The following is a 24,534-nucleotide window of genomic DNA, read 5'->3' on the forward strand; positions in this document are numbered from 1 at the left end:
TGTCCCGCAATCCTCCAGAGTTGAGCCATGGCTGCCCTCCTCCAGCCCCATCCAATCCAACGGCGACCACCTCTGTGATCTCCGTACCTGCACCTCGTGAGTGAAATCACAGCAGCTTTATGAAGTCTTCATAAAAACTGGAGGCATGCGGTTGTGAAATTTACTATGTCCAACTCTATAATCTTGGTTCAGCCAGCGCCCTTACATCCAGCTGTCATTAACCCTCCACCCCTGCAACCCCAGAATTTTTGGATGGCCGCCTCAGCCGGACTGTTACTGCTCCTGACAGGGGTGGCAATTTATGCCCATCTCAAAAGAAGTCGGCAAGAAAACTTGATGCGGTTTGAAAAGGTTAAAAACCGAGAACTGCAAAAGCGCTTAAAGCTGGCCTTAGAAACCATTGGCAAGATGGAACAAAATCCAGACTTGATCCACTCGCGGGAGTTCAACCTCGATTACCTGCGGATGCGCATGGATGAGGAAATCTTTCATTACATTATTGTCAACCAGATCAAGGTGAAGATCCGCAGCAAAATTGCCACGGCCCTGCGTCCCCATCAGGCAGATGAAGGCCGGATCGGCATTGCCAGCATCGCCAGACAGGTCGATGAGATGTTTGATATTGAGTACCAAGTGGGGACACGATCCCAATCGGTGAAGCAAGTTTTGTTTCGGGTGCGGATTCGCCTGACCAAAATCCCCATTCAACCCACCTTGGAAACCGTGGCACAGGTTGTAGCGTGTATTGAAACCTTTCTGAGTCCCACGGACAAGCAAGACCATTGGCAATCGACGATTCAGGGGCAGATTGTACAGATGCGTTGGGACCAAAAAGCCAGACCGACTCCCCTACTAATTGTGGAGCAGTCCACCGAGGGAGCAAATGTCCCGTTGCGCACAGCCCGTAGTTTTGCCCATAGCTAAACCACTCATGGGGAACCAGGGTGAACAGTGAGACCGACCACCCATCTCGAGTGCTAGACTGGTGGGCTGCCAATTTTTAGTGCATGGCGGAACAATTTAAAGTTTGATAGCGGGTGATTGTTGGAGGGGTTGAACACCTTCCCAAAATCTTGACAGACCACTAGGGCTGATGACTGCGACGAAACTCCGTAATCTGGTCTGCGATGTCTAGGAGGGATTGGGGCATGGCTGGCCCGGTTAAGATAATGTCAATATGCTGAGGCCGCTTCCCTAAAAAAGCCAGTACCTCTACTTCGGGAATCAGCCCGAAGTTAATTGCCAGACTTAATTCATCGAGCACCACCAGGGAATACTGACCGCGAAGCACCACATCCTGGGTATATTGCCACAGATCGGTAAGAGACTGAGCTTCCTCTTGATCCAGATGGGGCGTATCGATACATCGCGGCAGGTTACAGCGAATCCACTGCAAATTTTGGCCAAGCTGAATGGGATGCTCATGACCTTGCCCAATCCCACCTTTCAGGAACTGAACAACAAGTACAGATGTTCCATGGCCCGCAATTCTCAGGGCTTGAGCCATGACGCTGGTGAAAAAGCTCCGGTGAGAACAGGTGAAAACCTGGACTAAACCTTCAACGTGATAGGCTGACAGACCCGTGGAATTGCAGGTGGGAGATTCTAGCTGAGAAACCATAGGATCATTGAGAATTGAGAAGATTTAGGAACAGGAATAGACGGGTTAAATCAGTCGAACCAACAAAATATAGCGCTTTTTACCGATTTCTCCCTTAATAAACCACTAGATATATGTATCCGTCAATAGCAAGCACGGGCGTACCAACTGGAGGGCAAAGCCGCGATTTTGAGGGGAACAACAGCTACCGCTAGCTGCTGGAGTAGGGGTGCTGTATCCTAAGCAAGGTTTTGGAAGCCTCAATTTTCCTCGTTTTCCAAAGTTTTGCACTTGTTCTTTTCACCTTGTTAAGGGGTTTCACCATGGTCTGGCAGCGTACTCAGGATCGACAACCGGATCAACTCCGTTCGATGTCCTTTGAGCGAGGGTTTACAAAATTTGCAGCTGGTTCTGTTTTGACCCGTTGCGGTGATACCCAAGTGCTCTGCAACGTCACGATTCGCCCTGGTGTCCCGAAGTTTTTGGAGGGCAAAGGTCAAGGTTGGCTCACCGCTGAGTACCGGATGCTGCCAGGGGCAACTAGTCAGCGCCAAGAGCGGGAATTTTTGAAGCTCTCAGGGCGAACCCAGGAAATTCAGCGATTGATTGGCCGCAGTCTGCGGGCAGCATTAGATCTGGAGCGACTAGGGGAGCGGACGATCATTGTGGATGCGGATGTTTTGCAGGCGGATGCCGGTACCCGCACCACAGCGATTACGGGGGGATTCGTGGCACTGCATGATGCATTAAATCCATTGATAGAACAGGGGGAATTACCTCGATCGCCCCTTCGTTGTCAGGTGGCAGCTATCTCCGTTGGCTTATTACAGGCACAACCAATGTTGGATTTGGACTATATCGAGGATGTCGCTGCGGAGGTTGATTTGAATGTGGTCATGAACGATGGGTTAGGTCTAATCGAAGTTCAAGGAACCGCCGAGTCAGGTAGCTTTACCCGCAACCAACTGACACAGATGCTCAACCTGGCAGAAACAGGGATTCAATCCCTCTTCCAACTACAATCTCAGGCTCTCCAAGTCTCTGCTTAGTTTTAGGAGGCAGAGCCACTCAGATCTGCTGCTCCCGTCTCTGTTAAGGGGGAAGCTGCTGCCAGCTGTTGCTCGCGATCGCGCCTTCGCTTTTTGGCATAGAGTTGAATGATTGCGCCCATGGCCACAATCATGGCTACCATACCCCAGGCTGTGATGTCTGTGGGCAGACTATTTTTAAAGATAGCTAGGAGCACAATCATCACCAAGAGAACGGTTGGGACTTCGTTGAGCCAGCGCATTTGCTGACCGCTCCAGTGACATTGATCAACAGCTAACTGCTTCATCAGGCGACCACAATAGTGGTGATAAGCAATCAAAAGGACGACCAACGCCAACTTCACCTGGAGCCAAATGTCATGGAGAACCTCGGGTTCGGTGATCAATAACCCCACAGCCATGGCAACGGTTAACACCATTCCAGGGGTGGTAATCAGGTTGTAAAGGCGCTTTTCCATGAGCTGGTACTGCTCTTTGAGGATGCTTTGGGCTGGCTCTGGACGTTCCTGGGCTTCAACATGATAGACAAATAGCCGTACCAGATAGAACAATCCTGCGAACCAGACCACAATGCCGACGAGATGGAATGCCTTAAACCAGTAATACGTCATGCCTAACAGACTCTCCAGAACAGGGGGCGATGCCTCAGGAAACCGTGTGCTTGAATAGGGTGTCTAAGTAAACTCGAGCCGTCCGGCGATCGCTGTCTCCATTTTGCAGCAAAAACAGAGAAAGGGCGGCTGAGAAAACGCGATCTTGATCCCAGTCTGGATGAGTTTCCAGGTAACCTTTCAGCGACTCATGAAGAGGTTCAGGGATTTCGGCCAGAATACTAACAGTTGCGTGCATCTCAATATTCCCGCTAAAAACTATGTCCAGGCTTACACCTGGGCAGTACGGAAAGCAGGGCGGGGTGGATACCGCTTTCCTCAAGGATATTCAGACAGTTCGACATTTACCGTTCTCTTCCTGCCCAGTCACCGGAGACAGAGATGGGGCAGGAGCCGTTTGCTGCTGGAACGGACTGGGTTATTTTACTAACAACAAAAGTGACCCCTACGCTGGGCTTCATCGCCATCACTGAGAGTTAATTTGCTGTTGTCGCCCCATTGTGCGCTGAGGCTCATGGGTTGTCAATGCTGCAAAATGTTACGAGTACTGATATCCCAAAACAACTTCAACGCAAGCATAAGGGTTTGACGCCCATCTTTGTTACATTCTTTTACATAAATCGCGGCTGCCGCCCTCTCAGGAGGGAACCCGAAAAAAATCCCCAGCAATCCTATCTAACCCTGATGGCTACGTTTGCACCTGTGGAAAACATCCCCTAATCTGTGGAAAACTCCTTGGTAATCTGTGGAATTCCTGTGGAATGTCTGTGGAAAACTTCAGCGAATGATAAGAATTACAAAAAACCTGCAAAGTCAGGATTTAGAGAAATTAGGGCTTGGGGAAACTGTGGAAATTGTGGAAAACTTCACAGAGAGATGCACTTACCCCCTGCATAGAACCTGCGGAGCTGGGGAATGGCTGCGGCTACCTGACGAGAACAGGAATGAGATACAAAACTTCAGATACTTCTCTCCCTTGTTTGCAGGAAAGGGGTACTGACAGTGGCATGATATTGAATTAAAACAGCTTAATCTTGTCAGCAAATAATCATCATCAGCTTTGCAGGCCTGCCGATTTGGTCAGGCCTGGTGATTGATTTGCTGCTAGACCCTGCGTAAAATGCTGGCCTGCTTTGAGGACATTTAGCCTTTTTAGCGCTGGGGGATTGAGTTGTGCACCAAAACGCCACATTTTTAAGGAGAACCATGCTTAAGAGATACATCTGGCTGGCTGTGGCCACTGTATTCTTTGCGTTTCAGATCGCGACTGGGGGGGCCTTCGCCGCTGAATTGGATGCGGCAACCCGTACCCTTCCGCTGAATACCAAGGGAGACACCATTGTCCTGAGCCTCAAACAGGTCAGCGAAGGAAAACGCTTATTCAACTATGCTTGTGCTCAATGTCATGTGGGTGGGATTACCAAAACGGATCCCAATGTGGGTCTCGATCCAGAAGCCCTGGCACTGGCAACCCCCGCTCGCAATAATATTGCTGCTCTCGTTGACTACATGCAAAATCCCACAACCTATGATGGGGCTCAGGAAATTGCAGAGCTCCATCCCAGCAAGACGAGTTCCGATATTTTCCCGAAAATGCGGAACCTCACAGACTCTGATTTGGTAGAAATCGCAGGGCATATTCTGTTGCAACCGAAGGTCGTCGGGGATCAGTGGGGAGGCGGGAAAGCCGTCCGCTAGTCAGGGATTGACCTGCTAGTTTCAGAAGACTGTTCTGCACTTTATTTATGATGTGTCCCTTATATTCCCCAGGTCTCTGGATGATTGTCTTGACCATCTGGCTGGCAGGAATGGCCTTCCCTCACCCCGCTGTTGCGGCTGGTGTTGATCCCTATGTAACCCGCTATCTCAGGGTGACTGAGCCGATTGCCTTGCCACTGAATGATCAGGGGCAAACTCGCCTGTTTTCCCCTGCAGACCTGTCGGTTGGCAAACGTTTGTTTGGGCAAAATTGCCAGACTTGCCATGTGGGTGGCACCACCCTGCCGAATCCACAGGTATCCTTGTCCTTGGCAGATCTGCGGGGGGCGATGCCTGCCCGAGATCGCATTGATCCCTTGGTTGCCTATTTTCGTCAGCCCATGACCTATGACGGTAGGGAAGTCGCTGATTGGTGTCGTTCTGTGCCTGAAAGCTGGATGTCCCAGGCAGAAGTCGAAAATTTGGCGGCTTTTGTGCTGAAAGCTGCCCAGTCGGCTCCGGGGTGGGGAACGGAAACCTTTGAGTGATGAGCTACTGGCGCAGGAGGTAGGACTCCTGTCGCTGTTGGCTCCAGCCTCAGAGCCTTGTCTCTGAGGGTTTTCTCCCTAAAATGTAGAAGGGAATGTGTTTTTGAGATGCATCCATTCAGCATCGGTATCTGAATGAGACCGTGTTACAAGTTGTTTGAAAGAGAGAGGAGAACGATTTTGAAAAGACTGCTTTCAGTGATCCTGTTGGCGATCGCTTTGGTGACCGTGGCCTTTGGCCGTCCTGCCTGGGCAGGTGATGAGGTTAGTGGCGCGAAGGTGTTTAGTGCCAACTGTGCTGCTTGCCACATGGGCGGTAACAACGTGATTATGGCGAACAAAACCCTGAAGAAGGAAGCCCTAGAGAAGTATCAGATGAACTCTCTAGATGCCATCATGACTCAGGTCAAAAATGGTAAAAATGCGATGCCTGCCTTTGGCGGTCGTTTGACCGCCGCTCAAATTGAAGATGTAGCTGCCTATGTCTTGGGTCAATCGGGCAAAGGTTGGTAGTTTGATCAAGGAACGGGTGGACAAATTCTGAGGAGACGACTGCTGGTTTTCTGAACTTTGCCAACCTAACCCTCTCTGGTTTTCTGGGGAGGGTTCTGTCTTCAAACCATGGGAGTATGTTCTGCGATGTATAACTCAGAGAGCTTTACTCAACTGACGTTTCACTACGTCAACGGCGAAAAGGAAGCGTTTCAAGTTTATCTGCCCGAGGATGCCACAGAGGCTGACCTGAATGTCCAAGAACAGGTGCAGCGCTTTCTCGATCAACGGTGGTGGATTTTCCATCTGCCAGATGAAACGGTTTGTATTCAGGCAGAAACGGTGCTGAAGGTGGACATCCGACCCGCAGTCCTAGCCTATCGAGATGGGATGGTGTTTCCGGATGCCCAACGGGTCAGTGCCCTCAATCGGATGCATTCTGTTCGGGTTGGATAATCCTATGACCTCTGCTGTGAGTTTGCTTCGTACTCTTTCCTACGATCTGCCCCTGCTCCAAGCCAACCTGGAGCGACTGCTGGCACCCCTCGGCGGTATGGCTGCCTTTGTGAAGCCGGGAGATCGTGTACTACTAAAACCCAACTTGCTCACCGGTGCCCGTCCGGGCAAGGAGTGTACAACTCGCCCCGAACTGGTTTACAGTGTAGCCCAGCTGGTACAGGCGGCGGGTGGTCAGCCGTTCCTCGGGGGATAGTCCTGCCTTTGGCAGTGCTCGGGGGGTGGCAGTGGCGAATGGCTATCAATCCCTGCTCACGGACTTAGGGTTACCCATTGTTGACTTCCATGGTCACCGCTACCAAACCGCTAGTGAAACCCATAACCATCTGCTGCTGTGTAAGGAGGCGATGGAGGCGGATGTGGTGATCAACCTGCCGAAGCTGAAGTCCCATGTGCAACTCACCCTGACTCTGGGGGTGAAGAACTTATTTGGCTGTGTCCCTGGCAAAATGAAGGCCTGGTGGCATCTGGAAGCAGGCAAAGATAGCCAGCGCTTTGGAACGATGCTGGTGGAGACGGCGCGGGCGATCGCCCCAAATTTGACCATTCTGGATGGCATTATCGGCCATGAGGGCAATGGCCCCAGTGAGGGAGATCCTCGTCTTCTGGGAATTCTGGCAGCCTCTACCGATGTCTTTGCCCTGGATCGCACCATGGTCGAGATCCTTCAGGTCGATCCCTTGGTGGTGCCCACGGTGGCAGCGGCGCAGCGATTGGGTATCTGTCCCGATGGATCTGGGATTACCTTTCCCCTGCAGCATCCCCAAGAAATGCTAGTTTCCGATTGGCGCTTACCTGAGGAATTGGTGCCCATCGACTTTGGCATGCCCCGAATTTTGCGATCTACCTTCAAACACCTCTATATTCGCTGGATCAAAGAACCCCTGAAAGCCTATGTGCTGAACTAAACCCAACTTCAGACGAAGCACAGGGTGCTGGAGGAGTCCAGAAGATCGGAGGCTGTTGAATGCTGGTTTCTGACTTATCAAGAATGTTTCCTGCCCAATCCGGTGTTACTTGCTGGACGCTACGATACAAAAATATGGTTAAGAAGCTTGTGGGCGATCGCTCCCTGACTGGAGGTCGAGACTATGGTAAAAGTACCATCCAGTTGTGGGATGACTATCCATCCTCGCCGCTATGCTACACACCTTGTCTCGCCTGCCCCATCGTTTCACAAATGCCCAACTGATTGCAGCAATTTTGCTGAATCTGTTCATAATTCTCTGCTGTTTCATGGCCTTTGAAACCGCCTACCGGATTGAGCGTGGCCCTCAAGTGGTATCCTTCAGTTCTTGATGCTGCATCCTAGGGATATGACCATGCCCAAATATGTTTTATGGGGAACCTACTGTGACAATGTGTTGGAGCGGCGGGCTCCCTATCGTCAAGCCCATCTGGAGGGCTTGGCCGCCCAGAAGTCGGCGGGGGTTTTGTTGACCATTGGGCCAACCCAGGATTTACGCCTCGTGTTTGGCCTCTATGAAGCTGCCGATGCAGACACTGTGCGGCAGTTAATTGAAGCGGATCCCTACTGGCAACATGGCATCTGGACAGATTATCAAGTCCACGAATGGATTCAAGCCCTTTAAGGGTTGTGCTCTGCCCTGGGTTTCATCCCCCTGAACTCACTGATCAGTTTTGGCAGGGTCTGGCCGAGCAAGTCTCAGATATGGCGATCCTGCCACCGCTGTGTTTCCCTGCCCCAGACTATCCGGCGTACTCTCCGCTTCATATTCTGGCGTTTTTACACCACCATCTGCCAATTGCTGCTACTGCGCCCCCCTTGGTGTTTATTGGCTTCAGTGCTGGTGTGGTCGGGGCGATCGCCGCTGCGAATATTTGGCAGTATCAGGGAACGGTGCGCGCCCTGTTTGCCCTCGATGGCTGGGGGGTACCTCTGGCCGCTCCGTTTCCCATCCATCGACTGAGTCATGATGCCTTTACCCACTGGAGTTCGGTCTTACTAGGGGGAGGAGATCCTAGTTTTTATGCCGATCCTGCTGTCCCCCATCTGGATTTATGGCGATCGCCCCAAACCACCATCGGTTGGTGGATCTCCCGGTCAGGAGATCGGGGAGCGACGACTGCTGCCCAGTTCCTCGGTCAATGGCTGCGCCAGTATGGGAATCAGGCGCAGCCAGCCCCGTAGGCCGACACCTAAAAATGGCGGGGGACTAGCGCGACGGCCCCACCGCAACGGACACTGGGGAACAGTGGCACTGTCCTGGGATGTTTATGCTACCTACCCAACCCCCTCCCCGTGGGTTTACGACCCTCTTCAAGAATCACCCCTTCATGATGCTGTGGAGCGGACAGATTTTGTCCCAGGTGGCCGATAAGGTATTCCTTGTCCTACTGATCACCCTGATGGTGGACTATCGACCCCCCCCATGCCCTGGAAAATTCCATGAGTTCAGCGGTGATGGTCGCCAATACCCTGCCGGCAAGTTTTTCTGGGTTCAGCAGCGGGCATCTTTGTGGATCGCCACTCCAAGAAACACATTCTCACCGTGTGTAATCTATTACGTGGACTCTTGACCCTCACCATTCCCCTGCTGCCAAAGGAGTTTATTGGCCTGCTGGCGATCGCCTTTTTGGTCTCGATGCTGACCCAGTTTTTTGCTCCTGCCGAGCAGTCGGCCATTCCCCTACTAGTGGAAGCACCCGGATTAATGTCAGCTAACGCGCTATTCACCACAACAATCATCGGCTCCCTAATTGTCGGGTTTGCCATTGGCGAACCTCTGCTGAGTTGGGCGCGATCTACCCTTGGTGACTTTGGCCAGGAGTTGCTGGTGGGGGGGTCTGTATCTCACCGCTGCTGGAATTTTGCAGGGAATTCCCATTGGAGAGGATCGTCCCTCACTCCTGCACCGGATCGATCCCTGGAGTGATTTCAAAGCCGGACTCCACTACCTAAGACACGATCGCCGCATCAGCAGTGCCCTGATGCAACTTACCCTTCTCTATTCGGTATTTGCAGCTCTCATGGTGCTCGCAATTAACTTGGTGCAGGTTTTGGGTCTGAAGTCGAACCAGTTTGGGTTTCTCTTGGCTGCGGCGGGGGTGGGTATGGTCTTGGGAGCTGGCTTGCTCGGGCAATGGGGCGATCGCTATTCCCGTCAACCCCTCCCCCTTCTAGGCTTTCTGATTATGGGTTTGGCGTTGGCTGTCTTCACCCTGGTACATCATTTAGCCATCGGTCTGGGCTTGAGTGTGCTTTTGGGAATCGGAGCCGCCATGATTGGGGTGCCGATGCAAACACTAATCCAAAAACAAACCCCAGAATCAATGCGGGGCAAGGTATTTGGCTTTCAAAATAATCTGGTGAATATTGCCCTGAGTGTACCGCTGGCGATCGCAGGCCCCCTCACCGACTGGCTCGGTCTACGGGGTGTCCTCCTGGGGATGAGCCTGCTGGTCATGGTGGGGGGAGGCTGGGCTTGGCAACGGGGGAACCCGATGTTCCAGGATGCGATCTGAGCCCACCTAGAGGGCGAGTCATTTCAGGGAACCTTGACATTGAATTCCCTCTTTGCCGCCTCTCTGAATTGCCCATGGCATTCCCTCCCATGGAGACATGTTATTCCAGGATCACAAGATCTGGAAAACTGCTGATTTTACTGCAAAATCCCTAGGGGGATTGAATTATAATGTGGGTCTATGGTGCAGTAGGATACAAAAAACGGTTCTAAGTATCCGATGTAAGGTTTTACAACGCTGCTCAATCTCTGCATAGATTTTTTTAATTTAAATTCCACCAACACATTCAACCACACGTACAAACGCATCTCTGTTGAGGCTGTCAGCACTATGAAGCGAATGAAGGTTCAGGACTTGGAGTATGTGGGTACAGGCCGAGTTTCCCTTAATGTACCTCCTGATGCTCCGGTAACGGTTTTCAAAGGAGTCTCAGGAGCCTTTGCCCTCATTGATAGTCTGCGGCGGCACGGTGTCAAACACATCTTTGGCTATCCTGGCGGTGCGATTCTGCCGATCTATGATGAGTTGTATCGAGCGGAAGCGGCGGGGGGAATTCACCATATCCTGGTGCGCCATGAACAGGGGGGCAGCCCATGCCGCCGATGGCTATGCCCGTGCGACGGGAGAAGTGGGTGTCTGCTTTGCAACCTCTGGCCCAGGAGCCACCAACTTAGTCACGGGGATCGCGACGGCACACATGGACTCGATCCCAATGGTGGTGGTCACCGGCCAAGTCAGTCTCGCGGCCATTGGTACCGATGCCTTCCAAGAAACCGACATTTATGGCATTACCCTGCCCATTGTCAAGCATTCCTATGTGGTACGTGACCCCAAGGACATGGGGCGGATTGTGGCGGAAGCATTCCATATTGCCAGTACGGGGCGACCCGGCCCTGTTTTAATCGATGTCCCCAAGGACGTGGGTCTGAAGACCTTTGACTATACGCCGGTAGAACCCGGTAGCGTCAAACTTCCTGGCTATCGTCCCACGGTTAAGGGAAATTCCCGTCAGGTGCCCCAAGCCCTTGCCCTGATCCGTCAGGCTCGACGACCTCTGCTGTACGTCGGGGGAGGAGCGATCACCGCCACTGCCCATGGCGAGATTCAACAGTTGGCTGAATACTTCCAAATTCCGGTGACCACCACCCTGATGGGGAAGGGAGCCTTTGACGAAAGCCATCCTCTTTCCCTGGGGATGTTGGGAATGCACGGCACCGCCTATGCCAATTTTGCCGTCAGTGAGTGTGACTTGCTGATTGCGGTGGGGGCTCGTTTTGATGACCGAGTGACCGGGAAACTGGCTGAATTTGCCTCTCGGGCGCAGGTGATCCACATTGATATTGATCCAGCAGAAGTAGGCAAAAATCGCGGACCTCAGGTGCCGATCGTCGGAGATGTGCGATCGGTTTTAATCGAGATTATGCGCCGGATTCAGGAAGAGCAAATCCCTGCTGAGTCAGGTCTCACCCAAGCCTGGTTGCAGCAAATTCAGTCTTGGCGACAGGACTATCCCCTGGTGATACCTACCTATGCAGACAGTCTCGCTCCTCAACAAGTGATTGTGGAGGTGGGTCGTCAAGCTCCCCATGCCTTCTATACCACCGATGTCGGTCAGCATCAGATGTGGGCGGCTCAGTTTTTGAAGACAGGGCCGCGCCGCTGGATTTCCAGTGCAGGACTGGGAACCATGGGCTATGGACTTCCGGCTGCCATGGGAGCCAAGATGGCTCTACCCGATGAAACGGTCATTTGCATCAGTGGCGATGCCAGCTTCCAAATGAATTTTCAGGAATTGGCAACCCTGGCACAGTACGGAATTCATGTCAAAACGGTAATTATCAATAATGGCTGGCAGGGGATGGTGCGCCAGTGGCAGGAAGCCTTCTATGGGGAGCGCTACTCTTCCTCCAATATGGAAGTTGGCATGCCTGATTTTGTCTTACTTGCTCAGGCGTTTGGGATCAAGGGCATGCTGCTCCAGGAGCCATCTCAACTACCAACCGTGATTGCTGAAATGCTCGCCCACGATGGCCCTGTATTAGTGGATGCTCGGGTGCGCCGGAACGAAAATTGCTACCCCATGGTGGCACCCGGCAAGAGTAATGCCCAAATGGTCGGGTTACCTGAGCAGCGGCAACCAGCAGCTGCTATCCCCATGACTTGTCATCACTGTGGTACTAAAAACCCCGTCAATCATCACTTCTGTCCCGCCTGTGGCACCAAGCTCTAGACCTTGAGCCTCACTGCGTCGGCATTTCCTTGAATAGATCGGTGCCATTCTCAGCCTTGTGAACAACTTAGGACTCAAGGCATTTGTTGCAATCGCCTGGAACTCAGGTTCACCTAAGAGATGTAAAAGTTGCGGAGCGCTAAAATGCCGTAAGCGGACGGGGAATCTGAAGAGATGTAAAAGTTGCGGAGCGCTAAAATGCCGTAAGCGGACGGGGAATCTGAAGAGATGTAAAAGTTGCGGAGCGCTAAAATGCCGTAAGCGGACGGGGAATCTGACCCCTGCGAGATTGAAATTATTCCCAAGCCGGAGCTTGGGAATAACTGACGAGACTCCTGCTTCTTCTGCGCTGACTCGAAGCAGGAGCTTCTCAATCGGCATTACCAGGCAGGAGCCTGGTAACGAGGGAACGGCTGAATTCGTCAGGGTTTCACCTTCTGCCCTTAGCCCCTTGGAGGGTTTGGGGATATGCCTTCTGCCCTCTGCCTTCCTAATCAGTTAGGGAGCGGCCACGACGCGGTAGTAAACTCCATTGGCTCCATAGGCTGGACTGAACCAGGTGCCGTTGTAGACGTAGTAGGTGGCTCCATTCACCGTCTTAACCACCGCCCCAGCGGGTACGGTTGGGTAAATCGCATCCATGGCGTAAGCCGTTGCCCCAGCGCCTGCGGTATAACCTGCCGTGTAAGCGTTAGCGGTATTTGCACTGATGGCTGCCCCTGCCATTGCCGCTCCGGCACCATACCACCCGGCGCAGTTGTAGCAGCCTGTGGAATAGGAGTTCACTACGGCAGGGGGATGGTACGCCCCGTAGTAGGTACCCCCGTAGTAATGGTCAGCCCCACCGTAGGCCGTGGTTCCGTAAGGAGTCGTGGCATGCCAGGAGCCATCGCCACCGGAGGCCGTGCCACCCCGATAGCCCGTCCCACTCCAGGAACCATCGCCACCCGACGCTGTTCCGCCCCGATAGCCTGTACCGCTCCAGGAGCCATCGCCCCCAGAGGCAGACCCGCCCCTCGCTCCACTGGCACTCCAGGAGCCATCGCCCCCAGAGGCAGACCCGCCCCTCGCTCCACTGGCACTCCAACCGCCCCCACCGCCACCGTGGAAGTAGGCCAGGGCAGGACTGGAATAAGCCACCATCACCAAAAGACTGGCAAAACCGATCGCAACTTTTTTCATGATCTGTATACCTCAATGGAACTAAAGTCTGCCTCTGCCTCTAAAGAATGAGAACTCAACAATGTCGGCTTTCGTAGGTTGGGTTTCGTTCCTCAACCCAACCTAACCAAGTTATTTAATTCATGATCCTATTGAGTCAGTCTGGGCGGCTCAAAAGCTGGCCGAGAAGGAGTCGATGGAGCAGGCGGTGGGTCAGGAGCCTTGAACTCAATCTTTTTAGCCGTTGTGGTATGAGGGGATGTAAAGGCATTGGCGGCAATGGGAACATCCAGTTTCCAGTTCGAGAAGGCCACTTGATGCCGCAAGCGAGATGGATCGTCTTTGTAGACGGCACGAATCATCCGGGGCAGCTTATCAGTGGTGCCAATCCAGACCTGGGCGAATACCTTGTCATTGGCGATCGCGATTATGTCCGTGGTAGTACCGCCAATCACCTTCGACTGTCCAACGTAAAAGGCTGACTTCAGGCCATCGGTAATATCCTTGTAGAGATTGGCCACCAGCACATCCGTAAAGGGGAAATATACCGCCCCATCTTCGTAGGCGGCTTGGAGAGCCGCATCAATGGTAGGTGGTGCTTGCTTGATGGCAACCAGATTTTCATTGGGTGCAAAGGCCGTGATGGTTTTGCCATCGTAATAGAACTGTGAAGGGGGGCCGTCACCGGGGGAAATTACCTTCAGTTTATCCGGACGTTGCAACGTGACATCTGAGGTCGTGGTGTAAACCAGGGGAGGCCCGATGCGACTGGGACTTTCGTAAGTGCTGACGGCAGTAAAGGTCATCGTCTGGGCAGCTGCAAGGCGATCGCTGGTCGCTTTTAAAATCGCCAGTGCTTTCGGTTCCAGGGCTGGCTGAGAACTCGCTGGAGTCGATGGATTCTGCGCTGATGGTGACTTTGGCTGAGGGGTCTGAGCACTGGCCAGTTGACTTATCCAGAGGCCACTGAGCGGCAGCAAACAAACCTGGAGCAGAAACAGCCCAAGCATTGGCATACTTGTTTTGGATCGGTTCAATTTCTTCATCTCAAGCACTCCTCTATGCATGACTCAGATGATGCGTAAACAATGTGAATAGACAATGATCGATCCCTTCACCCTGGAACTCCATAATTTCTTCTTCTTTCAGTGGCCCAGATATTGCTGGCACGATCCACCCTTGAGCATTGATCCGCAGCATATGATCTCGATCTCGGGTGCGTTGGGGCAGCGTCGATGCCATCCGCAATTCTGCTAGGGTGCGCTCTTCCTCCTGAGTCAAAATAATCTGAATTGGTGCAGCCATAAAGGCTACAGTGGCATCTCTCTGCTTCTATCTCTGCTTCTATCTTAGATTTAATTGCAGTTGTCTACTTCATTGCCAGGGTTGCTCAATCGCGATTGCATTGGACCATTACCATTACACTTCATTGCAGGATTTAAAGTCAGCAATCTCTCCGTGGTAACTTTCTGGGTGGTGAATGAACCGTGAAAGGCTAGAGAAGGAGAACACTTTGGATTCTATGTCTCATCAGATTCCACAACAGGCATTTCGTGAAGACTTCAGTGAGTACGTAGCTCACCTTCAGCTTCACATGGCGTTACAGGCGCGCAATTTAGTTCCCTCCCTCACCCGCACCTCTGACAGTCGCGAGGCGTTACTCCACCAAACCCAAGCAACAGTGGAAAAGCTAGTTTCTCGACAATCCTGCTAAAGTATCCATCCCCCTCACCCGTCTGGAGGGTTCCGGGCGATCGCCCCACCCATCATAATTGTCAGTAATCTAGCGAAGTGGAGCAGCTATGGCTCCAACCAAGGTTACTCAAATTAGGGCAGGGCTGAGGGCTTAGTATTTTGAAAAGTTTACGAACCTTGAGTCCCCAGCTCAGACGCAATTTGCTGGTGCTGTTTGCGGCTGGGTTATTTTTTTGGTCAAGTTTAGCCTCCTTATTACCGACCCTACCGCTCTATGTGCAGGCCATTGGGGGCAGCAACCATGACATTGGTCTGGTCATGGGGTCATTTGCCATTGGTCTACTGTTGTCTCGGCGGTGGTTAGGACAGATGGCAGATCGACGGGGGCGAAAAATTGTGATGCTGATAGGCATGGCAGCCGTGGCAATCGCCCCATTGGGATATTTGTTGATTCAATTCATCCCCCTGCTGATGGTGGTGCGTGCCTTTCACGGCTTGAGCATCGCTGCCTTTGCCATGGCCTATGCTGCTTTGGTAACGGATTTGGCACCTGATGAGCATCGTGGGGAAATCATTGGTTACATGAGCTTAGTCAACCCTGTCGGTGTGGCGTTTGGCCCCGCGATGGGTGGTTTTTTGCAGGAATGGCTCGGTTACACACCGTTGTTTATCCTCTCATCGGGTTTGGGACTACTGGGTTGGATTTGTACGATGCAGATCCAAGAGCCCAGGATTGCTGCCATAGAATCGACACTGCCCCCGCATCCCTCCACCCAGTCTCCAGAGGCTGATCAGTTTTGGAGCCTACTCCTCAGTCCTCGACTGCGGATTCCGACCCTAGTCATGTTGCTCATTGGGCTGGCCTTCGGTGTGCTCAGTACCTTTGTGCCGTTGTACATCAAAGAGAGTCAGGTTGCCCTCAACCCAGGGTTGTTCTATGCCGCCGCCGCGATCGCCAGTTTTGGGGTGCGAGTACTCACCGGGCAAGCATCGGATCACTATGGTCGCGGTTTATTTATCACCATGAGCCTGGGCTTTTACACCCTAGCCATGTCAATTTTGAGTCTTGCAACCGAGGCTGAAATGTTTTTGCTGGCAGGGGTGATGGAAGGCATGGGCAGTGGCATCCTGATTCCCATGGTGGTGGCCTTGATGAGCGATCGCTCCTTCCCCCATGAACGGGGACGGGTTTTTAGCCTTTGCATGGGGGGGTTCGACCTAGGCTTAATCATTGCAGGGCCTGCCCTGGGATTCTTTGCCGAACAGATTGGCTACCGGGGATTGTTTCAATTGGCCGCAGGTTTGTCCCTGCTGGCGGTTGTAACCTTCTTAACCCAGTCCAGCAAAGATATCCCACGTTCCCTCCGATTTGCAGTGGGGAGGGATGAAGATGCCTATGCAATTAAAGCTTCTGAATGATGATGAACTTCACGCTTTGACCTGAAGCACAATCTTTCCCCGTGTATGTCCGTTCTGGCTTAAATGGTGTGCCTCGGCGACCTGACTCAGGGGAAGCACAACCTCAACAATCGGAGTTACCTGGCCTGCGTCAATCAGTTGGGCGATCGCGGTTAACCAATCCCCTCGCGGTTGAATAAAGACAAAGGCACTGCGACAATTATGGGCGGCGGCTGTTTCTTCGGGTGGGGGTGTCACAACCGAAACTAGCATCCCACCAGGTTTCACAACCTGCCACGATCTCGCTTGCACTTCTCCCCCCATGGTGTCAAACACCACATCGACCGGATCCACCACGGTTTCAAATGCAGTGGTCTGGTAATCCACCACCTCGGTTGCTCCCAACTGCATCAGGAAGTCTCGGTTCCGCGCTGAACCTGTGCCAATGACCTCAGCCCCTTTCCACCGGGCCAATTGCACTGCATAGGTTCCAACCCCACCCGCTGCCGCATGGATCAAGACCCGTTGCCCTGCAGTCAACTGTGCCGTTTCAAACAGTGCATGCCATGCCGTGATTGCGGCGAGCGGAACCGCCGCTGCATGGACATGATCAATACTTGTGGGTTTGAAGGCAACTTCGGAAGCCTTGACAGCAACGTACTCGGCATAGGTACCATCGCGTTCAATATTCGGACGAGAGTAGACGTGATCTCCTGGATTAAAGGTCGTGACCTTAGCACCCACCGCTTCCACAACCCCTGAAACATCCCAGCCTAAGATCAGCGGCAGTTGGTGATGCAGAAAACCTTGGAGATAGCCCTCCCGAATTTTCCAGTCAACCGGATTAACGGCAGCAGCATAAACCTGAATCAGTACATCGTCGTCTGCAATTTCCGGTCGTGGTGCGTCTTCGTAGCTCAGAACCTCAGAACCTCCGTAGGTGTGAATGCGTACTGCTTTCATCACAACCCTCTCCAATTTCACGCCAATATGTTTCCCATATTGTAAGAAAGCCCCCTCAAAATAAGGAGCCACACTCTCAATTCTGAGGCGGCAACCCTAGCGTTTTGCAGTAATGATAGAGCCACTCACTTTTACTACTGCTATGAATTCACAACCTGGTAAACCACATCACCATTTTGATAGAAAGGCTGATAAATCACCCCACTACACTCAAACAGTTGAGTCCCATTGCTGTTGGTCGCAGTGCAACCATCGGGCAGATAGCTAACCACCGCTCCCTCGGGAGGGGCAGTGACAATATAGGAACTACCGTTGGGCTGCACATAAATTCCATCTGAATATAAATATTCTGACCCCCCGACAACTAGGGTGCTGTAATTGGGGGGGGGAGTACTCAGCGCAGCTCCAATTGCCAAACTTGTGCCAAAGGCAGCCAATCCCCATCCAGGGGGAGTATAGTATCCTCGCCCATACCAGCCACCCCCAGCTCCCCAGCAATTGGAGCGACATCCCCCTGCATACCAGTTTTGATCACGATTAATATTTCTATTAACATTAACCGTGTTACCCGATATATTGCGGTTAACATTTCCTGAATTCTGAATATTGCGGTTAACATTTCCTGAATTCTGAATATTGCGGTTAACATTTCCTGAATTCTGAATATTGCGGTTAACATTTCCTGAATTCTGAATATTGCGATTTTGTAAATTAGAATTTGTGGGTCGGTTAAAATTGCTAACATTACCTTGATTTTGCAAATTCACCCTCGTATTTCCCCCACCACTAAAACGAGCCCCGCCACCAGGAGATCCACCGCTACGCCCACCGCCACCGCCACGCCCACCGCCACCGCGAGCAAAGGCAAAATCATAGGGAGATAGAGTAATGCCAAAAATTAATGTCAGGCAAATGGATAAGATTGGGTGTTTCATAACGATGGCACATGCACTATAAAAGTTGTTATCTATACAGGCGATTGACTACGATTCTCTAAAGAAAAAGGCATAGAGGCTTACTTCTTTGGTAAATCGTTTGTATGATCAATCTGGAGAAAATTAATCTGACCTGCGTCCGGAGGTGCAACAAAGGAAAATGAGTTTTTAGGAATCGTAGGATTAGAGTTCCAGTTAGAAAAAATCGCTGTGTATTGAGGCTGACTTGGTTGATCTTTGTAAGTGATTACAATTTTGAGGGGAATGGCCTTTTCTCCCTCCCTCACCCACAACTGCCAATCCCGATCCTTACCGGTAATAAACAAATGATGGGCAGGTGTGCGATTAACAAAACCTGAGCCGACATATTCAATATGCTCAATATTGCCCCGAATAATTTTGCAAGGATCGCTAACAACTAAATTTGAGAGCGGCAAAGTAATGCCGTATTGTGTTTCGAGCAGAGCAACCGTGTCGTCTATGGTAGCTGGAGCAGGTTGAGTGGCATAGAGATTATCGTCAGTATTTAACCATGTAAAAGTCTTGCCATCGTAGTAGAAACGGGTATTTCTTTGATCACCCTTATAATCAACCTGTAAACTGTTAGGCTTTCGTACTTTGACAATCTGGTAAGCGCTGTATTGTACTTTCTGCCCAGAGTTCAATACATTATCGTAGGTAATATCAAGATCAAAGCTAAAGAATTTCTGAGCCTTCAAGAAATTACAGGTCTGACTAAAAATTTGATTTGCTCGAGCATCCGGCGAGGGGTTAAATGAGACAGGTTGGGCAGCAACTACTAGTGGACTAGACAACAGAATAGTGCCGACAATAAAAATACTGTTGATGATATGCATTGGCCAGTACAAAAATGAGTTCAAAAGTCTTATTTCAGCACACTAGTATGTGTGATATTAATACCAATTATACAATGGTTAGAGGAAGCAGCGGGATGATGACAAGGATTTACGCAGCAGTTGAGGTCAAGGTGCTGGACTAGAGTAGGTGGGGTAAGTTAGAAGGCAAGCAATCGTTGATTGTTCGCCAACTCACCCGCCGCATTGGCACCCTATCACCTGGGTTACTGACTCAACTCCAAGGGTTATCCCTAGAGCAAGTGGAGGCTTTGTTAGATTTTGCCACCCCGTCCGATCTAGATAACTGGTTCAAATCTTTTTAAGGGGTGGGGACAACGGTTCTGGGCGCAGGCGCTTCGCTGGCTACGTCCAGATAAACTGCCATACCACTTACCCCACTAACCGCGATGAACTTGAGCATAAACCCGTCCCTTCCAAGCTCCCCCCTGGCCGCGCCAGTGGCGCAGAGCCGAATCCAAGGTCATCAGGGTATACAACAGGGCGATCGCGGGTAAGCTGAAGGCCCAGAGAGGCAGACAGCCATAGAAGCGAACCATCGGTAGATAGGCGATCGCCATCACCAGCCAGCCGATGCTGCCCACCAGCGCCAGCGGCCAATTGCCAGTGAACACCCCCGAGATCGTTGCCAAGGGAGGCAGCAAATAGATCAGGGTCATCGCCAGCAGGGTGCCAACCAGTAGCCCAGGGGAATACTGTAACTGGGTAAAGGCAGTGCGGGCCACCATATTCCAGATTGTCGCCAGAGAGTCGTAGGGACGCAGGCTCTGGGTCAAGGTCGTCAGCCCTAGCCAAATGCCCGTCGGGCGGCTGGGATCGGCACGGGTCGATTTCACCTGCTGGGCCAAGGTACAGTCGTCAATCAAGGCTTCCTTCAGCACTTGTAGGCCACCGATTCGCCCAAGGGCAGCCTGTCGCATCAGAATACAGCCCCCGGCGGCGGCGGCCAAGGGATGGTCGGGGCGATTCACCCAACGAAATGGATATAGCTTGGCAAAGAAAAATACAAAGGCGGGGATCAGAAATTGCTCCCAGAAACTCTGACACCGCAGTTTCACCATCAGGGAGACGAGATCTAACTGTTCCATCTCTGCCTTTGCCACCAACCGCCAAAGATTCTGGGGATCATGCTCAATATCAGCATCGGTGAGCAGGAGATAGTCGGGAGGGGGCATCAGAGTCTGCGCTTGCCGGGTCCCCTGTTCCATCGCCCACAGTTTACCCGTCCAGCCCTGGGGGAGTGGTGCCCCAGCCAGGATCTGGAGTTGAGACGTTTTCCCGAGGGCGATCGCAACTTCCTGAGCGACCATGGTGGTGCCATCGCTGCTCTGGTCATCCACGAGAATAACTGTCAACTGACCGGGATAGTCCTGTATCAGTAGCGATCGCAGGGTTGTCGGCAAGACATCGGCCTCATTGCGAGCCGGAATCACCGCACAAATGGTTGGGTAGTAGGGTAAATCGGGAGGGATGGCGGCGAGTTGTTGATCGGTGCGCCAAAACTGCCCCCGCCCTAGCAGCAGGCCCAGCCAAATTACCAAGGAGAGGGTCGTGAGTCCCAAACCAACGAGATTCATAGGCAGCGCGTTCGTCGATAGGGTATATCTTAATCTTTGGATACTGGCCTACTCTAACTGCTGATATGACCTACTGTCTGGGAATTATTACCCAATCTGGCCTCGTGATGGCTGCTGATTCCCGCACCAATGCTGGCGTGGATCATATTTCGACCTATTTGAAGTTGTTTGACTTTTCCCAATCAGAGGAGCGAGTGCTCTTGATTTGCACTGCTGGCAACCTGTCGATTACCCAGGCTGTGATCGCCGCCTTGCAGCGGGATTTAAAGCTGCCAGATGGTATTAATTTGCATAACTTGCCGACCCTGTACGAGGTCGCTCGCTACATCGGCGGTAAACTGCGATCGATGGAGGAACAGGATCGCCCCTGGCTGCAAAAAGATGGCATTGACTTTCAGTGCAACCTCCTCCTGGGGGGTCAGATTAAAGGAGAAGAAGCCGGTCTGTACCTGATCTATAGCCAAGGCAACTGCATCCAAGCCACCCGAGAAACGCCCTTTCTCCAAGTGGGGGAAACAAAATATGGCAAGCCAATCCTGGATCGCACCTTGAACTATGAGACTCCTCTAGCTGCGGCGGCCAAGTGTGCCCTGCTCTCCATCGACTCGACAATGAAATCGAATATTTCTGTAGCTCCTCCGATCAACCTGGTGATGTATGAGGCCAACACCTTCCAGGTGCAGCACAGTCTGCGCCTACCCGTCGGTGACCCCTACCTAGTACAGATCCGTAAGTACTGGGAGACATCCCTCAAGGTAGCCTTTGAAGGCATGCCGGAGATTGATTGGCATCCTCAGGCAACGAACCCCAAGGGCTAGGACGCTGTTAACTTTTGTGGGATGGCGTGTCAGGCAGTTTCCCAGAATCGGCGTTTGACCGTCTGAATCCTGTCCTCATCTGCCTGAGTAGCGCTATAAAAGGGGGGAGTTTTTTCAGGGTTTTTCACCCATCCCCAAAATCTTCCCAGACCGCTCGCGCCATCATCCCTATCCGGGAGCGATCGCCGTTAGTTCCGTGCCAACCACTTCTGACCGTTCAAGCGCTGCATTAAACCAAACACCAGCAGATCGAGGGTGACTTTGCGTTCATCGCCCAAAAATGGCTCCAGGATACTTGCCTGGGTACCATTATCGGTACAGGAAAATGCCCGTTGCCCTTGAATATCGGCGGCCAGAAAGTACAGATTAAACTGCCGCTGCCCCCGTGCCCAGGAACCCACCACTTGCCAAGACTCAGTCTTTTCCAGCCCCCGCACCGGCAGCGTTTGGTTGACAAAATCAAGTTGCAGATCGGAAATGCCAAGGGCTGTAAAGGCTTTGCCAATGGCGGGGAGATAATCCTGGGGGATAAACTCGGCAAAGGGCTTATCCTCCACTGCTGGAGCTTTTTCTTTTTTGGGCTTCGCCGCTGGCTTGGTGTCTGCAGCCGTTTCTGCGACCGTTGTCTCTGCAGCTACTTTGGCGACCTTCGGCTTGGCGGGCTTCACATCTGAGGCCGCATCAGCGCTGGATGCTGGGCTCACCTTGGGCGTTGTCTCTTCTGCCATTGCTATGTCCTCGGAGAAATCTGAAATATGGATTGCAGTTCCATCACTCACGGGCGATCGCCGGTCAGCTGTTATCTATTCAAGCGTAACTTCAGGCATTTGATGACAGCGTTGGTTCAAAAACAATGATTCCACCCCCCAAAGGGAGTCAATAGGTGGGGGATTCGTTTCTGGCAGAACCCGATGGATCGACTTGGCGGGCATACTCCCGAAATCGATCCAGATCGGCTTGGAGGGTAGACTCGACCACCCTCCCCAAGAACAGATTATCCATCAGTTGTCCTAGGATGCCAGGGATGGCATAGGCCACCGTGAGCTTGACAATGCTGTTGCTGCCCCGGTCATAGAAGCGAATCGCCCCCCGGTTGGGGAGTCCATCCACGGATTCCCATTGGATGATCTGGTGGGGCACGGTTTTGAGAATCCGCGACAGCCAGCTAAACTGCAACCCTCCCGAGGCCAGGGTCCAACGAGATAGTTCTGGGGTCTCCTCCAGAATTTTGACGGATTGAATCCACTTCATCCATTGGGGCATCTGTTCTAGATCAGACCAGAGGTTCCAGGTCGTGGCAATGGGGACATCGACTTCAACTTGTACACTGTGTTCCAGCCAGTCAGACATAGGAAAGGGGAGAGGGAGAGCGAGAGGGAGAGCGAGAGCACGGCATAGCTCCCAGCTGATTAGGGCGTTGCGGGGGCAAGGGTTGACAGAATCGCTTGGGCAGCCTGTCGCCCCGAGAGGGTGGCTCCTTCCATACTATCGATGTAGTCCTGCTGGGTGTAGCTTCCGGCCAGGAAAAAGTTGGCAATTGGGGTGGTTTGGGAGGGGCGATAACGATCCATTCCGGGGCCTTCTCGATAGAGAGACTGGGCCAGTTTCACCACACTGTACCAGGTCATCTTCAGTTCTCGGGCGGAGGGGAAAAAGATCTTGCACCTGCTGTAACACATGATCGGCGATCGCTTCATTGCTTTGCTTAATAAAAGGATACCCCCGGTGTCAACACCAGTTGTAACAGCGACCCCTGTCCTGAACGGTAGTAGCTACCCGGACTGGTCAGGGCCAGATCGGCAAAGCATGAGAAGTCCGCATCGGGAGTATAGAGCAGATTATCCAAACCCGCAGCATGTTCCAGTTGTTGACGCTCAGCCTGATTGTGAAGTTCGGTCACCCAGCCATCAAACCGCAGTTGCACCGTGGCTACGGGCACCGTATCCAGCTGGTAGATATTGTCAAAGGTCTCCCACTGCCGCCAAGCCTGGGGGAGCAGGCGCTGAATCCCTGGGACATCACAGGCACAGACATAGGCATCAGCGGTGATCGTGGACGCTGTGTCTCCCTGGGCCACCACCAGTCCTGTAACCTGGGTGGTAGTCTTCGATGTGGCAAACAAAATCTCCCGTACCCGATGCCGAGTATGGATTTTAGCCCCCCGTTGTTGCAAATAATCCAGGATTGGCTGATGCAGATATTCCTGGGGCGACCCTTCCAGCATCCGTAACACCGAGGCTTCCGTACGGGCAGCAAAAAACTGAAAGATGGTGAGCATACAGCGAGCCGAAATTTGTTCGCAGTCAATAAATCCCAGGGCATAGGCAATGGGATTCCATAGACGCTGAATGCTGCCGTTGGAGCCACCATGCTGACGAAACCAGTCGGCAAAACTGATCCGATCCAGCTGCCGAATCGTCCCCATGGCCCCGTCAAAGTCCACCAAGCCTCTGACCAGGGGACTAATCCCCAGGGCGATCGCATTTTGGGCTTTATCCCGCAAGGACAGTTGGGAGGTGGTGAAAAATGCTTTTAAGCCATTGAGGGGAGCACCGGTGAGAAAGCGGAAATCCAGGGCTCCGAGGACACCGCCGTGATTGACAAAGGTGTGGACATGGTCTTTGAGCCGCAGATTTTCCAGGGCACCGACCTTGTCCATGAGGGCAAACAGCTGGTAGTAGCAACCAAAAAACACATGCAATCCCATTTCGATAGGGTTGTTCTCGGCATCGACCCAACTCCCCACCTTGCCCCCCACAAAGGGGCGGGACTCAAAAATTTCGACGCTGTGACCAGCATCGACGAGATCCACTGCCGTCGCCATGCCAGCCAGACCCGCCCCAACAATTGCAACTCGCATTCTGAGACTTGTTCCTGATGAG

General features: G+C 52.4%; 24 protein-coding genes and 5 pseudogenes. 16 read left to right on the top strand and 13 right to left on the bottom strand.

Going from position 1 to position 24,534, the window contains the following annotated elements; all coding sequences use genetic code 11:
* The first annotated feature begins 165 nt into the window (after nt 1–165).
* Nucleotides 166–924, top strand: coding sequence for a hypothetical protein (locus DO97_RS01230; protein WP_036530538.1), 759 nt, complete (start codon nt 166–168; stop codon nt 922–924).
* 160 nt (nt 925–1,084) lie between these two features.
* On the opposite strand, the gene DO97_RS01235 is transcribed toward DO97_RS01230, so the two are convergent.
* On the bottom strand, nt 1,085–1,621 hold the full coding sequence (locus tag DO97_RS01235; RefSeq protein WP_036530540.1) for a P-loop NTPase family protein: 537 nt from the start codon (nt 1,619–1,621) through the stop codon (nt 1,085–1,087).
* Nucleotides 1,622–1,923: 302 nt separating this feature from the next.
* Here DO97_RS01235 and rph point away from each other — a divergent pair, with 302 nt between their 5' ends.
* The gene (rph, locus tag DO97_RS01240) at nt 1,924–2,649 is read left to right on the top strand and encodes a ribonuclease PH (RefSeq protein WP_036530541.1); all 726 of its coding nucleotides are present in this window, start codon (nt 1,924–1,926) and stop codon (nt 2,647–2,649) included.
* A gap of 2 nt (nt 2,650–2,651) precedes the next feature.
* On the opposite strand, the gene hemJ is transcribed toward rph, so the two are convergent.
* A complete protein-coding gene (gene hemJ / locus DO97_RS01245; RefSeq protein WP_052128232.1) occupies nt 2,652–3,260 on the bottom strand; it encodes a protoporphyrinogen oxidase HemJ in 609 nt (202 codons plus the stop codon).
* Nucleotides 3,261–3,294: 34 nt separating this feature from the next.
* On the bottom strand, nt 3,295–3,498 hold the full coding sequence (locus DO97_RS01250) for a DUF2811 domain-containing protein (protein ID WP_036530544.1): 204 nt from the start codon (nt 3,496–3,498) through the stop codon (nt 3,295–3,297).
* Between the two features lie 968 nt (nt 3,499–4,466).
* On the opposite strand from DO97_RS01250, the gene psbV reads away from it, so the two are divergent.
* The 10 genes and pseudogenes from psbV (at nt 4,467) to ilvB (ending at nt 12,230) form a co-directional block, all read left to right on the top strand.
* The gene (psbV, locus tag DO97_RS01260; protein WP_036530549.1) at nt 4,467–4,958 is read left to right on the top strand and encodes a photosystem II cytochrome c-550; all 492 of its coding nucleotides are present in this window, start codon (nt 4,467–4,469) and stop codon (nt 4,956–4,958) included.
* Between the two features lie 47 nt (nt 4,959–5,005).
* A complete protein-coding gene (gene psbV2, locus DO97_RS01265) occupies nt 5,006–5,506 on the top strand; it encodes a photosystem II cytochrome PsbV2 (protein WP_036530550.1) in 501 nt (166 codons plus the stop codon).
* A gap of 180 nt (nt 5,507–5,686) precedes the next feature.
* Nucleotides 5,687–6,019, top strand: coding sequence for a cytochrome c6 PetJ (gene petJ / locus DO97_RS01270; RefSeq protein ID WP_036530552.1), 333 nt, complete (start codon nt 5,687–5,689; stop codon nt 6,017–6,019).
* Between the two features lie 126 nt (nt 6,020–6,145).
* Nucleotides 6,146–6,454, top strand: a complete 309-nt coding sequence (locus tag DO97_RS01275) for a hypothetical protein (RefSeq protein ID WP_036530554.1) — start codon at nt 6,146–6,148, stop codon at nt 6,452–6,454.
* Nucleotides 6,455–6,458: 4 nt separating this feature from the next.
* Nucleotides 6,459–7,422 (top strand): annotated as a pseudogene (locus DO97_RS01280) (Npun_F2552 family protein).
* Nucleotides 7,423–7,654: 232 nt separating this feature from the next.
* A complete protein-coding gene (locus DO97_RS24265; protein ID WP_162182919.1) occupies nt 7,655–7,813 on the top strand; it encodes a hypothetical protein in 159 nt (52 codons plus the stop codon).
* A 23-nt stretch (nt 7,814–7,836) separates the two neighbouring features.
* Entirely contained in the window at nt 7,837–8,106 is a 270-nt protein-coding gene (locus DO97_RS01285) for a YciI family protein (protein WP_036530555.1), read from the top strand.
* A complete protein-coding gene (locus DO97_RS01290; protein ID WP_036530557.1) occupies nt 8,088–8,666 on the top strand; it encodes a hypothetical protein in 579 nt (192 codons plus the stop codon). The genes DO97_RS01285 and DO97_RS01290 overlap by 19 nt, the downstream gene beginning before the upstream one ends.
* 86 nt (nt 8,667–8,752) lie before the next feature.
* Nucleotides 8,753–10,000 (top strand): annotated as a pseudogene (locus tag DO97_RS30580) (MFS transporter).
* A gap of 339 nt (nt 10,001–10,339) precedes the next feature.
* A pseudogene (gene ilvB / locus DO97_RS01300) lies at nt 10,340–12,230 on the top strand (biosynthetic-type acetolactate synthase large subunit).
* Nucleotides 12,231–12,728: 498 nt separating this feature from the next.
* Here the strand turns inward: ilvB and DO97_RS01305 are convergent.
* The 3 genes from DO97_RS01305 to DO97_RS01315 form a co-directional block, all read right to left on the bottom strand.
* On the bottom strand, nt 12,729–13,412 hold the full coding sequence (locus DO97_RS01305; protein ID WP_036530559.1) for a hypothetical protein: 684 nt from the start codon (nt 13,410–13,412) through the stop codon (nt 12,729–12,731).
* Nucleotides 13,413–13,540: 128 nt separating this feature from the next.
* Nucleotides 13,541–14,407: a DUF2092 domain-containing protein gene (locus DO97_RS01310; RefSeq protein WP_239651345.1), complete on the bottom strand. Its 867-nt coding sequence runs from the start codon at nt 14,405–14,407 to the stop codon at nt 13,541–13,543.
* A 43-nt stretch (nt 14,408–14,450) separates the two neighbouring features.
* The gene (locus DO97_RS01315) at nt 14,451–14,696 is read right to left on the bottom strand and encodes a hypothetical protein (RefSeq protein WP_052128233.1); all 246 of its coding nucleotides are present in this window, start codon (nt 14,694–14,696) and stop codon (nt 14,451–14,453) included.
* A gap of 217 nt (nt 14,697–14,913) precedes the next feature.
* Between DO97_RS01315 and DO97_RS01320 the strand changes: the two genes are divergently transcribed.
* Nucleotides 14,914–15,105: a hypothetical protein gene (locus DO97_RS01320; protein WP_036530561.1), complete on the top strand. Its 192-nt coding sequence runs from the start codon at nt 14,914–14,916 to the stop codon at nt 15,103–15,105.
* A gap of 140 nt (nt 15,106–15,245) precedes the next feature.
* A complete protein-coding gene (locus DO97_RS01325; protein ID WP_036530562.1) occupies nt 15,246–16,505 on the top strand; it encodes an MFS transporter in 1,260 nt (419 codons plus the stop codon).
* A gap of 9 nt (nt 16,506–16,514) precedes the next feature.
* On the opposite strand, the gene DO97_RS01330 is transcribed toward DO97_RS01325, so the two are convergent.
* From DO97_RS01330 to DO97_RS01340, 3 genes are all read right to left on the bottom strand, one after another.
* Nucleotides 16,515–17,447: an NADP-dependent oxidoreductase gene (locus tag DO97_RS01330; protein ID WP_036530563.1), complete on the bottom strand. Its 933-nt coding sequence runs from the start codon at nt 17,445–17,447 to the stop codon at nt 16,515–16,517.
* 140 nt (nt 17,448–17,587) lie between these two features.
* Nucleotides 17,588–18,382, bottom strand: coding sequence for a DUF6515 family protein (locus tag DO97_RS21715; protein ID WP_036530565.1), 795 nt, complete (start codon nt 18,380–18,382; stop codon nt 17,588–17,590).
* Nucleotides 18,383–18,462: 80 nt separating this feature from the next.
* Nucleotides 18,463–19,239: a DUF2092 domain-containing protein gene (locus DO97_RS01340; RefSeq protein WP_036530566.1), complete on the bottom strand. Its 777-nt coding sequence runs from the start codon at nt 19,237–19,239 to the stop codon at nt 18,463–18,465.
* Nucleotides 19,240–19,403: 164 nt separating this feature from the next.
* Here DO97_RS01340 and DO97_RS21720 point away from each other — a divergent pair.
* Nucleotides 19,404–19,562 (top strand): annotated as a pseudogene (locus DO97_RS21720) (DUF4351 domain-containing protein); the annotation flags it as partial.
* Nucleotides 19,563–19,637: 75 nt separating this feature from the next.
* On the opposite strand, the gene DO97_RS01345 reads toward DO97_RS21720, so the two are convergent.
* The gene (locus DO97_RS01345) at nt 19,638–20,834 is read right to left on the bottom strand and encodes a glycosyltransferase (protein ID WP_036530567.1); all 1,197 of its coding nucleotides are present in this window, start codon (nt 20,832–20,834) and stop codon (nt 19,638–19,640) included.
* 65 nt (nt 20,835–20,899) lie between these two features.
* Between DO97_RS01345 and DO97_RS01350 the strand changes: the two genes are divergently transcribed.
* Entirely contained in the window at nt 20,900–21,652 is a 753-nt protein-coding gene (locus DO97_RS01350) for a proteasome-type protease (protein ID WP_036530568.1), read from the top strand.
* A 188-nt stretch (nt 21,653–21,840) separates the two neighbouring features.
* Here DO97_RS01350 and DO97_RS01355 read toward each other — a convergent pair whose 3' ends face one another.
* The 3 genes and pseudogenes from DO97_RS01355 to zds all read right to left on the bottom strand — a co-directional run bounded on the left by DO97_RS01355 (nt 21,841) and on the right by zds (nt 24,512).
* Nucleotides 21,841–22,380 (bottom strand): DUF2996 domain-containing protein, encoded by a 540-nt coding sequence (locus DO97_RS01355; RefSeq protein ID WP_036530569.1) that lies wholly within the window; start codon nt 22,378–22,380, stop codon nt 21,841–21,843.
* A gap of 148 nt (nt 22,381–22,528) precedes the next feature.
* Nucleotides 22,529–23,002, bottom strand: a complete 474-nt coding sequence (locus tag DO97_RS01360; RefSeq protein ID WP_036530570.1) for an SRPBCC family protein — start codon at nt 23,000–23,002, stop codon at nt 22,529–22,531.
* 59 nt (nt 23,003–23,061) lie between these two features.
* Nucleotides 23,062–24,512: pseudogene (gene zds, locus DO97_RS01365) on the bottom strand (9,9'-di-cis-zeta-carotene desaturase).
* Nucleotides 24,513–24,534 lie beyond the last annotated feature (22 nt).

Origin of the sequence: Neosynechococcus sphagnicola sy1 (assembly GCF_000775285.1) — a bacterium.
GTDB classification, from domain to species: domain Bacteria; phylum Cyanobacteriota; class Cyanobacteriia; order Neosynechococcales; family Neosynechococcaceae; genus Neosynechococcus; species Neosynechococcus sphagnicola.

Excerpts from the sequence above, each read along its gene's own strand:
- DO97_RS01230 (WP_036530538.1), top strand. The coding sequence starts at position 166 with ATGTCCAACTCTATAATCTTGGTTCAGCCAGCGCCCTTACATCCAGCT.
- DO97_RS01235 (WP_036530540.1), bottom strand. The coding sequence starts at position 1,621 with ATGGTTTCTCAGCTAGAATCTCCCACCTGCAATTCCACGGGTCTGTCA.
- rph (WP_036530541.1), top strand. The coding sequence starts at position 1,924 with ATGGTCTGGCAGCGTACTCAGGATCGACAACCGGATCAACTCCGTTCG.
- hemJ (WP_052128232.1), bottom strand. The coding sequence starts at position 3,260 with ATGACGTATTACTGGTTTAAGGCATTCCATCTCGTCGGCATTGTGGTC.
- DO97_RS01250 (WP_036530544.1), bottom strand. The coding sequence starts at position 3,498 with ATGCACGCAACTGTTAGTATTCTGGCCGAAATCCCTGAACCTCTTCAT.
- psbV (WP_036530549.1), top strand. The coding sequence starts at position 4,467 with ATGCTTAAGAGATACATCTGGCTGGCTGTGGCCACTGTATTCTTTGCG.
- psbV2 (WP_036530550.1), top strand. The coding sequence starts at position 5,006 with ATGATGTGTCCCTTATATTCCCCAGGTCTCTGGATGATTGTCTTGACC.
- DO97_RS01275 (WP_036530554.1), top strand. The coding sequence starts at position 6,146 with ATGTATAACTCAGAGAGCTTTACTCAACTGACGTTTCACTACGTCAAC.
- DO97_RS24265 (WP_162182919.1), top strand. The coding sequence starts at position 7,655 with ATGCTACACACCTTGTCTCGCCTGCCCCATCGTTTCACAAATGCCCAA.
- DO97_RS01285 (WP_036530555.1), top strand. The coding sequence starts at position 7,837 with ATGCCCAAATATGTTTTATGGGGAACCTACTGTGACAATGTGTTGGAG.
- DO97_RS01290 (WP_036530557.1), top strand. The coding sequence starts at position 8,088 with ATGGATTCAAGCCCTTTAAGGGTTGTGCTCTGCCCTGGGTTTCATCCC.
- DO97_RS01305 (WP_036530559.1), bottom strand. The coding sequence starts at position 13,412 with ATGAAAAAAGTTGCGATCGGTTTTGCCAGTCTTTTGGTGATGGTGGCT.
- DO97_RS01310 (WP_239651345.1), bottom strand. The coding sequence starts at position 14,407 with ATGCCAATGCTTGGGCTGTTTCTGCTCCAGGTTTGTTTGCTGCCGCTC.
- DO97_RS01315 (WP_052128233.1), bottom strand. The coding sequence starts at position 14,696 with ATGGCTGCACCAATTCAGATTATTTTGACTCAGGAGGAAGAGCGCACC.
- DO97_RS01320 (WP_036530561.1), top strand. The coding sequence starts at position 14,914 with ATGTCTCATCAGATTCCACAACAGGCATTTCGTGAAGACTTCAGTGAG.
- DO97_RS01330 (WP_036530563.1), bottom strand. The coding sequence starts at position 17,447 with ATGAAAGCAGTACGCATTCACACCTACGGAGGTTCTGAGGTTCTGAGC.
- DO97_RS21715 (WP_036530565.1), bottom strand. The coding sequence starts at position 18,382 with ATGAAACACCCAATCTTATCCATTTGCCTGACATTAATTTTTGGCATT.
- DO97_RS01340 (WP_036530566.1), bottom strand. The coding sequence starts at position 19,239 with ATGCATATCATCAACAGTATTTTTATTGTCGGCACTATTCTGTTGTCT.
- DO97_RS01345 (WP_036530567.1), bottom strand. The coding sequence starts at position 20,834 with ATGAATCTCGTTGGTTTGGGACTCACGACCCTCTCCTTGGTAATTTGG.
- DO97_RS01350 (WP_036530568.1), top strand. The coding sequence starts at position 20,900 with ATGACCTACTGTCTGGGAATTATTACCCAATCTGGCCTCGTGATGGCT.
- DO97_RS01355 (WP_036530569.1), bottom strand. The coding sequence starts at position 22,380 with ATGGCAGAAGAGACAACGCCCAAGGTGAGCCCAGCATCCAGCGCTGAT.
- DO97_RS01360 (WP_036530570.1), bottom strand. The coding sequence starts at position 23,002 with ATGTCTGACTGGCTGGAACACAGTGTACAAGTTGAAGTCGATGTCCCC.